The organism is Anaerozeibacter quisquiliarum (assembly GCF_051162045.1).
GTDB classification, from domain to species: Bacteria; Bacillota; Clostridia; order Christensenellales; family Aristaeellaceae; genus Anaerozeibacter; species Anaerozeibacter quisquiliarum.
Genome location: NZ_JBISDI010000023.1, coordinates 58,298 through 68,702, shown reverse-complemented (window position 1 = coordinate 68,702; position 10,405 = coordinate 58,298). Strand labels below are relative to the sequence as shown.

Sequence of the window (10,405 nt, the reverse complement as noted above, 5' to 3'; positions counted from 1 at the left end):
TCAATATCTGCCGCTGCTGCTGTTTTCTCATGACCGGCCCTTTCTTCTAACATTTATTGGCACGTTCGGTTTTTACAATCATAACACCCCATCACATCTATGTCAATGTGTGGAAGTACAGCAAAGAGCGTGCCTTGGTTATTAAAATTGGCGGCGGGGTTTTCTCCCGCCGCCCATCTCATGATTCATTCATCAAACCGCCGTCAGGCGATTCGATTCTCTTGGTAATCCTCCCCCTCTATGTAGAGATGCCATCTCCCTGGCCTGCGGGTCATCCCTCGAAGGGAGGGAATAGGCGGCTTACTGCAGCAACTGAAGGATGCCCTGCGGCTGGCTGTTGGCCTGGGCCAGCATGGCCTGCGCTGCCTGTAACAAGATGTTATTCTTGGTGTAGGTCATCATCTCGTCGGCCATATCCACGTCTCGCACGCGCGATTCGGCGGCCTGCAGGTTCTCCTTCGTCGCCGCCATGTTGTTCGACGCATGTTCCAACTGATTTTGCTGTGCACCGTAGGCAGCGCGGGTGGCGTTGACCTCGGTGATCGCGTTTTCTACCAAGGTGTTGTTGACGGCTGAAGGAACCCCACCACTTGTTGCATTATAAAGAGCGTTCAGGCTCGTCGTCGTGGCATTCTTGATCCCAACCTTCTGAGAGCCATCCTCGCCGTAGTAGATCGTTGCCGCAATGCCAGCACCTGTGTTGCCACCATCACCCAGACTGGTCTTGGTACCGAACACCTCTTTATTGTTAAACTTAGTCTTCTCGTAGATGTCCTTGATCGCGTTGCCCAGCGACTTCATCTCCGCGCCGATGTTCGTCCGATCATCCGTGCTGTAGGTATCGTTGGGAGCCTGGGTTGCTAGCTCCTTGAGCCGTACCAGCATGTCCGATACTTCGTTCAGTGCGCCTTCAGCCGTCTGGATGAACGAGATGCCGTCCTGCGCGTTGCGCGTCGCCTGCGTGAGTCCCCTGATCTGCGAGCGCATCTTCTCGGAAATTGACAGCCCCGCCGCGTCGTCCGCCGCGCGGTTGATGCGCGCGCCGCTCGACAATTTCTCCATCGACTTGTTGGTGTTGACCGTGTTTGTGTTGTACTGGCGATACGTGTTCATCGCCGTGATATTGTGGCTGATCCTCATGGTCTCTTCCTCCTTGAATTATCTCTTCCGCGGAATCCTTTCCTGCGGCGTTGGTGTGCTGTGCGATCCTTCGAAATCATTCCCCTCTGTGGAGGGGTGCCGGAGGGGTGGATTGGTGGCCTGTCGCGCCGCGCAATTGAAGCTGAACTTGTATGGCGTAGGGGCCTGACTGGGTTACTCCCTGCGGGGGTATCACTCCACCTGCGGGCACCCTCCCACAGAGGGAAATGGGTCAGGCTCCTATGCCGCGTCGACCCTCGCTTACTGCAGCAACTGCAGGATACCCTGCGGCTGGCTGTTGGCCTGGGCCAGCATGGCCTGCGCTGCCTGCAACAAGATGTTGTTCTTGGTGTAGGTCATCATCTCGTCGGCCATGTCCACGTCGCGCACGCGCGATTCGGCCGCCTGCAGGTTCTCCTTCGTCGCCGCCATGTTGTTCGACGCATGCTCCAATTGGTTCTGCTGGGCACCGTAGGCGGCACGGGTTCCATTGACTTCGGTGATTGCGTCTTCAACCAAGCTGTTGGTGACTGCTGTGGGGCCTTCTCCCGCAGCTGTACCCGTTGCGGAAGTCGTTGCAGCGTAAAGCGAGGCCAACGCTTGTGTCTTGGCCTTCTTGATCCCAACTCTCTGCGAACCATCCTCGCCGTAGTAGATCGTCGCTGCGATGTCAGTACCCGCGTTACCACTGCCATCAATAGAACTGCCCGTCCCGAAGACTTCTTTGTTATTGAACTTAGTCTTCTCATAGATGTCCTTGATCGCGTTGCCCAACGACTTCATCTCCGCGCCGATGTTCGTCCGATCATCCGTGCTGTAAGTGTCGTTGGGAGCCTGCGTCGCCAACTCCTTGAGTCGGGTCAGCATGTCCGACACTTCGTTCAGCGCGCCTTCAGCGGTCTGGATGAACGAGATGCCGTCCTGCGCGTTGCGCGTCGCCTGCGTAAGTCCCCGAATCTGCGAGCGCATCTTCTCGGAAATCGACAGCCCTGCCGCGTCGTCCGCCGCGCGGTTGATGCGCGCGCCGCTCGACAATTTCTCCATCGACTTGTTCGTGTTCACCGTGTTCGTGTTGTACTGGCGATACGTGTTCATCGCCGTGATGTTGTGGCTGATCCTCATGGTCTCTTCCTCCTTGAAATATTGTCCGCGGAATCCTTTCCTGCGGTATCCTCAAGCCGCCCCGCGGCCTGTGACCAACGTCGATTGCGCCCCCAGTCGCGCCTCCCTCCGCTCGCGCAACCTTCCTCATAACTGTATATCGGCAAATAGCTCACCGTGTTTAATACAAAACCGCCGCCGGCAAAGTTTTTTCGACAATTCTTTTCGCGTACCCGATCCATCCGACCCGGTCGGCCAGTGGGGGAAGCTGTAATGGATACTTGAAATCAGGGGTATTTCTATGTTGGAATAAGCATGGCGGGAAGGCTGGCAGCATCTGTGTTTCGCGAATCACCCGCTGGATAGAATATTGAAAGCGAGGCGATGCACGGTGGCAGGCTTCGAGAGGATCATGGTTGCACTGACGGTCGTCGGATTGCTTATTGACCGGCATAACCGCGATAAGCATGACGAAGAAAAGTAAGCGAATCGCCGCGCGGCTTCACCTGCACGGCGATTCTGTAAAGGAAAGCCAGCGGGCGTGGGCCCATAGGCGAGAAAACAGTCTTCCTGACTTTGATTATTGCAAAGCAGCTGGCAAAAGTCAAACGGAATTATGAACCTCTTGCATCATAACGGCGCACGGGGGCAATTTGTCGTCGCCCTCACGTTTGATGCTACCGAGTTCGACAACATTTAAATCTTACTCGCCCAGCTTCCGCTTCTCAATCGCAAAGCCAATCGTCGCCGCCGAGCGGTCGGCTTCCTGATTGCTCTTTTGGGTGTCGAGCACCTCGCTGCGCACGATGGGTACGCTGCGGGGGGCTTCGATGCCGATCTTGACCCGGTCGCCGTTGACCTCGAGCACGGTGACAATGATGTCCTCGCCGATTCGCAAACTGTCGCCGGTCTGGCGCGTGATGACCAACATCTCAAGCCGTCCTTTCCGGCGTGAACAGTTGATGCCGGACGGGGTAATCCTTGTTGTCCAGGATCAGCTGCGCGCCCAGGCGCTCGGCGAAATGAATGGCGACGGGGCTCTTGAGGTTGGCGGTGGCCCGCTTGAAGTCCTCGGGCACCACCGCGATCGCAAACAGGCTGACCTGTTCGGGCGAGGTAGCCCGAAGCTTCTCGAGCGCGCCGGACGGCAATTGCGGCGCGTAGTCCTCCACCAGCGCGAACGGGTCGAACACGATGAACCGGGGGTGGGGGGAATCCACGCATTGCAGCTGCATGACGCCCGAGGGCGAGCCGGTATCGAACAAAACGAACCGCTTGCTGTCCTCAAAGCCGTACACGCCGTCCGGAAAATCGATGATTGTGTCCTCCGCGACCTCGACCGTCCCAAAATCCCGCGTTTCGATCAGCATATGTGCCTCCGTTTTTAGCGCAGTCCCGCAAGCGTTGTGTCCCATTTTTCCACATAGTATTGTACCGACCGGGGCGAGTACCGAAAATCCATCCGGTGGGGCACCCAGTCGATGTTAACCTTCTCGCGCGGTGCGCGAAAAGAAACCGTTCCGCCGCTGAAATGGATCTTGACCGGCTCGGGGATGAACACCAAGTCCGGCTCCGGCGGGGGCGCGGTCATCTTTTGTTGGGATATTTCGCCCTCGTTCATCGCGTTCGGGCCGAGCTTCATTGTAATCGTGCGTGAAATGTCGCCCACGATCCGCTGGATGGTCTGCCGCGCGTCCGCGATGCGCTCGCGCGCTTGGGTCGCAAGCCCCTTGATCCCCAGCGACTCGTAGAACGCCTGGTTGTCGAGCTCCATCTTGAGCGGCTGACGCTCGATCTCAACCGGCGCGCGATCGACATTGACCCGCATCTGGGTCGGTGTGTGGCTGTACTCAAGCCGCGCCGGCGTCAGGCGGTACGTCAAGCGGAGATCGATCATCGCCATGCATCATTTCCCCCGATACAATGCGGATAAGCACCCGCCAACGGGCGCCCGAATAGCTCGGCGGCTGCTCTAAGTCATGAAGTCCATCAGGGATGGCTGCAGCAGCTTCGTACCCATCTGCAGGCAGGCGTTGTACATCATCCGCTGTTCGGCGAACAGCATCGCGCCCTCCTCGAGCGGCAGATCCTCCGCGTCCATGCGCCGCGCGGTGGCGGTGACGTTGGAGCGGGCATTGCGATCGAGGAAGAAGGAGACATAGTTGGTCTTCTCGCCGACGCCCACGTACTGCCCGCGGATGTCGGCCACGCGGTTCTCGAGGTGTTCGCGATACGCCGCGATGTCGGCCAAATCGCCCGACTCAAACTTGTCCGCGATCTTGCCCAGCAGATTGTAGAGGTTGTTGGGCATAGAAACGCCGCCTACCGTTTCCATCCCGTGCCCTAATAACTTCGCGCCCGAATAGGCCGTGTCGAGCGCCGACTGCTGGTTTACGGTATCGCCGGCACCGAACGACAGCCCGATGCCCACGTCCACATAACGGTGCTCCGCGTCGGGGGTGTGCCCCGCTTCGTTCAGATCCTTGCCGTTGTAATGCAGCGTATCGACGCCGCCAACTTCTTTCACGGTAAACGGCGGATTCTCAAACTGCATGCCGCCGAACAGATAGCGGTCGGATACCTGCGCGTTGCCGGTGCCAACCAGCATCTCCTGGAACTTCTTGAGCTGGTCGGCGATCGTCTTGCGGTCGGCCTCGGCCATCGTGCCGTTCACGCCTTGCAGCACCTGCGCAAGGGCGCTCGTGCCCACCTCGTTGATGACCGACAGCGCGTTTTCGGATTCGTCGAGCAATGCCTGGGCGTCGTCCAGGTTGCCCTTGAACTGATCGAGCCGCGACAGATCGCGCCTGGCGTCGTGAGCCTTGAGCGAAGCCGCCGGATCCTCGGACATCTTGAGGAACCTGCGCTGGCTCGACACCTTGGTATTGAGGTCGTTCAAGTCCTTCATGGCGCGGCTGAGGCCCTTCAAGTAGTTGTCGGCCATCATGCGGTTGGTCAGGCGCACGCAAGATCAACTCCGTTCTGAATTGGTTGTCAGGTGTTGCCAATACCCATGGCCCCCTAAAAAGGAAGACCCGGCCGTTCCTCCGTTCCCCTTCCCGGGGGAATGGGGGGCCGCAGCCCCCGTAACCACGCGCCCACGGGCATGTACCGGGGGCGTGAATGCGATTGCGACCAAGGGAGGCCGCAGCCGACCTCAATTCGCAATGGTCGCCCCCGCTCTCTCGTTCCCCTCCCCGGGGGAATGGGGGGCCGCAGCCCCCGTCACCACGCGCCCACGGGCATGTACCGGGGGCGTGAATGCGATTGCGACCAAGGGAGGCCGCAGCCGACCGACTCGCAATCGCTTCCCGCCCGCCTGCCGCCCGGGAGGCCCGCAGGCCGACAGGCAGGCGGCCCCGTCGCCCCCGACTCACGCGCATATGGCCGCAGCCAGATGCGCGTGACCGCGTCAGCGGCCCACGACGCCCATGCGGTTAATCAGCACGTCCAGCGCCTCGTCGAGCGCGGTCATCACGCGCGCCGAAGCCGAGAACGCCTGCTGGTACTTCATCAGGTTGGCGGCCTCCTCGTTGAGCGAAACGCCCATCAGCGATTCGCGCTGATTGTCGATCGCGCCCAACACCATTTCGCTGGTGCCGCCGATCTCTTTCATATAGTCCACGTCGATCGCCACGTCGCCCATCAGCGACACCATGTGCTTGGTGAAGCCGCCGCGGAGTTTGAGCGCGGGGAAATCGCCGGAGAGGTCCTCGTCCATCGCCCTGACCATGCGCAGGATGTTGTCATTCCAGCCCTTGGGCGGCTTGGTCATGCCGAGCGGAGGCGCCTCCGTGCTGGACACGATGTGGCTGGCCTTTGCAAGCCATTCGTCGGTAACCGCAATGTTCTTGGCCCCCGTGCCCGAAAACAAATCCCCGTTCTTGCTGTTGAGTTCATTGAACTTGGACGCAAATCCGTTCGCCAGATCGTCGAGAGATTGCTTATAGAACGGCAGGCCGCGAAAGTCGGTCGTGTAGGTCGCGCCAGGGCCGCTGTGATAGCTGCCCTTGCCGGTCAGCACCCGGATCGCGCCGAAGAGCGAGCCTCCGCTCTGAAGATCCAACCTTGCGTGGGTGGTAAAGTTGTCCTTGCTTACCCCAATATTCGCCTGAGTGGTATCTATGCTGTTGATATCGGTCGTATCTTCAATGCGCGTGACACCAGCAAAGAGCGCCAATTCCTCGGGCTTATCCGTCGAATGCAGCAAGACTCGATCCCCGGCGGGAGCCGACGCTTGCTTTACCGTGATGTCGACCGTCCCATCCTCTACCTTCTGCATAATGCCGCCCACCATCTTGTCGATGTGATTGGGCGTGACCTCGATCTTGATGTACCCGGACAGCTTGTCGATCTGCTGGCCGCGCAGGTCGATCAGCTCGTTGGCCTCGTTGCCCTGGAGCTTCGCCATCTGGATCTGTTCGTTCAGGTCGCGGATCTTGACCAGCGCGCGGTTGGCGTCGGGAATGGCAATCTGCCGCATCTCGTCGATCGTCTGATTGCGAACCTGGTCGAGCTGGCGGCTGTATTCATTGAAGGTCTGCGCGACTTTTTGGGCGTTCGAGCGCGTCATGCTGGCGTATTCCTCGACGCCCGCGTTGAGCGAGAACACCTCGAGCTGCTTGTAGAAGCCCTCGAGCATGGCATTGAGCCCGTCGCCCCGGCCCTCGTCGAATTGGTTTTCGATGTCGGACAGGATGTCAAGCGTCTTCTGGTTGGCGGTGTCCGCCGACGTGGCGTCGCGGAAACGCCGGTCGAGGAACGCGCTGCGCGCCTGATCGACGCCGTCGACCGTCACGCCGATGCCGCCCGCCAACAGGGTGACCGGCTTGAGTTTGTCGCTCGCGGAGCCGTAGTAGGTGGAGGATTGCTCGATCAACTGGCGCGAATAGCCGGGCGTTTCCAAGTTGGCGATGTTGTGCCCGGTCACGTCCAGCGCCATCTGCGCCGCGGTCAGCCCGCTCCTGGCGGCCTCGAACCCGTAAAACGTCGGTCTCATATGGTTGCTCCTCGCCCGTCAAAATCGATCAGGCCTTGACATTTACGCCCTTTGAGTAGGTAATCGCATGAAGCCCCAGTTGCTCGCTCATGAAGCGGATCGTGTCGAGCCGGGTTTCCAGCAATTTCTGGTTGCGCGCGTTCAGCTTCTTGAGCGAGAGCACCGTCTCGCTGAGCTGCGTAAACTTAGGTTCCAGCGCCTCGCGGTATTCCTCGCCGCTTTCGATCAGTTCGCGCAGCGTAACCGAACCAAACGCCTCGCATAGGGCGACGCGTTTGTCCTCGAGCGCCTTGGCGCAGACGAGCAACGCCTGCTGCGCGCCCATCACCGGGCGAAGCGCCTCGGTGTCGCCCGCCATGAGGGCCGACGCCTTCTCCTCTTCTTGCCGGAGCATCTTGGCGTAAACCGCCTGCTGCTCCTGAAGAATCGACGCCAAATCGCCGAGGCGGCTCATGCGCCCAGCGTCCCGTCGGGCCGGTGACCCAGCATGGCCGCAGCGATCTGTTCGGCAGGCACACGGTAGCTACCGAGCGTGATCTCGCCCTTGTACTTGAGCAACCGATCGGCGGGGGTGGACTTGGTGGCCTCGTCGATCACCATGTTCACCACGCTGTCGAGTTCCGAATGGGCGCGCGCGTTGTCAGACAACGCCAAGTTGTCCTTGCCGACGGCAAAATACTTGCGCTCCTCCTTGGGAGAAATCGTAGCTGCCTCCACTGTCTGAGCGTTGTACAGCTTTTCTACCTGCATGGGATTGACCTTCATATCTCATCACCCATACTATATATCGTAGGTTTGCCCGGATAGTTTAGCGTAGAACCGTACCGATTACATGGGTATTAGAAGAATTAACAAAGCTTATCCATTGAGCATGCTGGCGGTCTGCTCGATCTCGTCGATCGTCTGCAGCATCCGAGCGTTCATCTGAAAACCGCGCTGCGCCACGATCATATGCGCCATTTCCATGCTCATGTCGACGTTCGAACCCGCCATCACACCGATGTTCATGGTAGAGGTCTCGTCGGCCGCGGCCTCGCCCGCCTGCTCGGTCAGCATGAACTGGCCGCCGCCAAGCGCCGTCATCGCGCCGGGGTTCGGGATTCGCAGCAGCGCGATGCGCCGAAGCGCCGCATCCACGTCGCCGTTTTGAACCTCGATCCGCTGCCCGGCCTCGTCCAGCACATAGGCCCCGCCCTGGGCGACCAGATAGGTGGCGTTGCCGTCGCTCGTCAGCGCGAACGCGCTCGCGCGCATGTAGAGCACCTCCTGCTCGGCATCCTCGGCCGGGTTCTGCACGGCGTAGTAACCCTCGCCTACGATGGCCGCCGAGTACCGGCCCTCGCCGAGAAAGGGGTTTTGAGCGTTCGACATGCTGGTCGACACCGCCCGGACGCCGTTGCCCGCCACCACTTCCAAGCCCTGTGTGCGGGTGTAGATCAGGTCGGCGAAGTTAGCGCTCCTGGCCTGGTAGCCGTCGGTGTTGGCGTTGGCGATGTTGTTGCCCGTCACGTCCAGGCTGAACTGGGCAGTTCGCATGCCCGACTTGGCCGCGTAAAACCCGTTGATCATCTGCTATCCCTCCCCTACACGCGTCCGATCTCGTTCACGCTCTTTTGGTTGATCTGATCGATCGCCTTCAGTGCTTGCGCGCAGGACTGGAACGCGCGCGACGCCGCCATCATTTGGCTCATTTCGTGGATGCTGTCGACGTTCGAACGCTCGAGCTGGCCCTGCGCGATCCGCCCGGTGAACGCGTTCCCGCCGTCCGGCGGCTCCAGGATGTTGCCGGCGCGCTTGGCATACCCGGCCGCCTCCTCGCCCGGCACGATGATCGCGAGCCGATCGACCTCTTGTCCGTCACTCGTCACCTGCCCGAGCTGGTCGACCGTCACCCGGCCCAGGCCCACCTCGATGCGCCCGCCCTCGCCCAGCACGTAGCCGCCGCTGGCGGTGCGCAGGAACCCTTCCGCGTCCACCTCGAAGTGGCCGTCGCGGGTGACGGCGTTCTCGCCGTCCGGGCCCTCGACGCTGAAGTAGCCTTCGCCCAGGATGGCGAAGTCGAGCGTGCGAGCGGTGGACTCGAGCCGGCCCTGGGTGTAGTCGGTCACCAGCTCGCCGACGATTGCTCCGTGGGTGTGCGCGCCGATCTCGGTGGCCTGTCCCTCCAACCGATTGACCAGCCGCTCGCTGAAGCTGGATGTAATCAGCTGGTCGCGCTTGTAGCCCGCGGTCTCGGCGTTGGCGATGTTGCTGGCCGCCACGTCGAGCGTGCGCGCCTGGTTAATCATGCCGGTGGTGGCGGCGTAAATCGCGTTGTTCATTGCCCTTCCCCCGCTTTCCTGGTTGGCGTCCTGACGCAATGTAGGACGCTAGTCTTTCATGTACTGCTCGATGCGCGCCTTGAGTTTGGTCAGCGCCTTGGAGTGGATTTGCGATACCCGGGACACCGTGAGGTTCAGCACGAATGCGATCTCCTTGAGCTTGAGCTCCTCGTAGTAGTACAGTGAGATCACGGTGCGCTCCTTCTCTTCCAGCTCGTCGATGCAGCGGGCCAGATGTCGGGTGAAGTCGCGCTCCAGCATCCGGCGCTCGGGCGAGTGCGCCTGCGCGTCCTCGATGACATCCATCAGCGTCATGCCCGTATCTGAGATCGTCTCCTCAAACGACACGATCGCGTAGTTGACCTCGTCCGAGCGCGCCTTGGCCAACTCCTCTGCCGTGATGCCCATACGCTCCGCCAGTTCCTCGTCGTCGGGGTCGCGCTGCAGTTCCCCCCGCAGTTGTTCCTCCGCCTGCTGGATGCGCTTGAGCCGCTTGCGGATGTCGCGCGACACCCAGTCCTTCTTGCGGATATAGTCCACCATGGCCCCGCGCACCCGGATCGACGCGAACGAATCGAACTGCACGCCCCGTTCCACGTCGTAGCGGTCGATGCACGCGATCAGCTCGATCACCCCCTGGCTGGCCATGTCCTCTGCGTCCTCGCGGTTGCGGATCAGCGTCTGCGATTTTTTGAGGCTGCAGTTGACGATGTACAGGTACTCCATGAGGATCTCGTTGCGCAGCCCCGAATCGCGGGTCGCGGCGTAGCGAAGCCAGGTTTGCTTGGATATGCGATTGGCCGGTTCCTTGCCCTGTTCCATTCAAACGTCCTTCCCTCAATCT

At 60.5% G+C, this 10,405-nt stretch carries 12 protein-coding genes; all 12 read right to left on the bottom strand.

Annotated features, from left to right (window positions below):
- Positions 1–300 precede the first annotated feature (300 nt).
- Positions 301–1,140: a flagellin N-terminal helical domain-containing protein gene (locus ACH6CV_RS11395; RefSeq protein WP_456358320.1), complete on the bottom strand. Its 840-nt coding sequence runs from the start codon at positions 1,138–1,140 to the stop codon at positions 301–303.
- A gap of 261 nt (positions 1,141–1,401) precedes the next feature.
- Complete coding sequence (locus ACH6CV_RS11390; RefSeq protein WP_456358319.1) at positions 1,402–2,262, bottom strand: flagellin N-terminal helical domain-containing protein; 861 nt, start codon at positions 2,260–2,262, stop codon at positions 1,402–1,404.
- Between the two features lie 682 nt (positions 2,263–2,944).
- The gene (locus tag ACH6CV_RS11385) at positions 2,945–3,172 is read right to left on the bottom strand and encodes a carbon storage regulator (protein WP_456358318.1); all 228 of its coding nucleotides are present in this window, start codon (positions 3,170–3,172) and stop codon (positions 2,945–2,947) included.
- Position 3,173: 1 nt separating this feature from the next.
- The gene (fliW, locus tag ACH6CV_RS11380; protein WP_456358317.1) at positions 3,174–3,611 is read right to left on the bottom strand and encodes a flagellar assembly protein FliW; all 438 of its coding nucleotides are present in this window, start codon (positions 3,609–3,611) and stop codon (positions 3,174–3,176) included.
- Positions 3,612–3,625: 14 nt separating this feature from the next.
- A complete protein-coding gene (locus tag ACH6CV_RS11375) occupies positions 3,626–4,144 on the bottom strand; it encodes a DUF6470 family protein (RefSeq protein ID WP_456358316.1) in 519 nt (172 codons plus the stop codon).
- Between the two features lie 69 nt (positions 4,145–4,213).
- Positions 4,214–5,206, bottom strand: a complete 993-nt coding sequence (gene flgL, locus ACH6CV_RS11370; protein ID WP_456358315.1) for a flagellar hook-associated protein FlgL — start codon at positions 5,204–5,206, stop codon at positions 4,214–4,216.
- Between the two features lie 447 nt (positions 5,207–5,653).
- On the bottom strand, positions 5,654–7,240 hold the full coding sequence (flgK, locus tag ACH6CV_RS11365) for a flagellar hook-associated protein FlgK (RefSeq protein WP_456358314.1): 1,587 nt from the start codon (positions 7,238–7,240) through the stop codon (positions 5,654–5,656).
- A 28-nt stretch (positions 7,241–7,268) separates the two neighbouring features.
- Entirely contained in the window at positions 7,269–7,694 is a 426-nt protein-coding gene (locus ACH6CV_RS11360; RefSeq protein ID WP_456358313.1) for a flagellar protein FlgN, read from the bottom strand.
- Positions 7,691–8,005 (bottom strand): hypothetical protein, encoded by a 315-nt coding sequence (locus ACH6CV_RS11355; protein ID WP_456358312.1) that lies wholly within the window; start codon positions 8,003–8,005, stop codon positions 7,691–7,693. The genes ACH6CV_RS11360 and ACH6CV_RS11355 overlap by 4 nt, the downstream gene beginning before the upstream one ends.
- A gap of 93 nt (positions 8,006–8,098) precedes the next feature.
- A complete protein-coding gene (locus ACH6CV_RS11350) occupies positions 8,099–8,809 on the bottom strand; it encodes a flagellar hook-basal body protein (RefSeq protein WP_456358311.1) in 711 nt (236 codons plus the stop codon).
- Positions 8,810–8,823: 14 nt separating this feature from the next.
- On the bottom strand, positions 8,824–9,561 hold the full coding sequence (locus tag ACH6CV_RS11345) for a flagellar hook-basal body protein (RefSeq protein WP_456358310.1): 738 nt from the start codon (positions 9,559–9,561) through the stop codon (positions 8,824–8,826).
- Between the two features lie 48 nt (positions 9,562–9,609).
- A complete protein-coding gene (locus ACH6CV_RS11340; protein WP_456358309.1) occupies positions 9,610–10,383 on the bottom strand; it encodes a sigma-70 family RNA polymerase sigma factor in 774 nt (257 codons plus the stop codon).
- Positions 10,384–10,405: the final 22 nt, after the last annotated feature.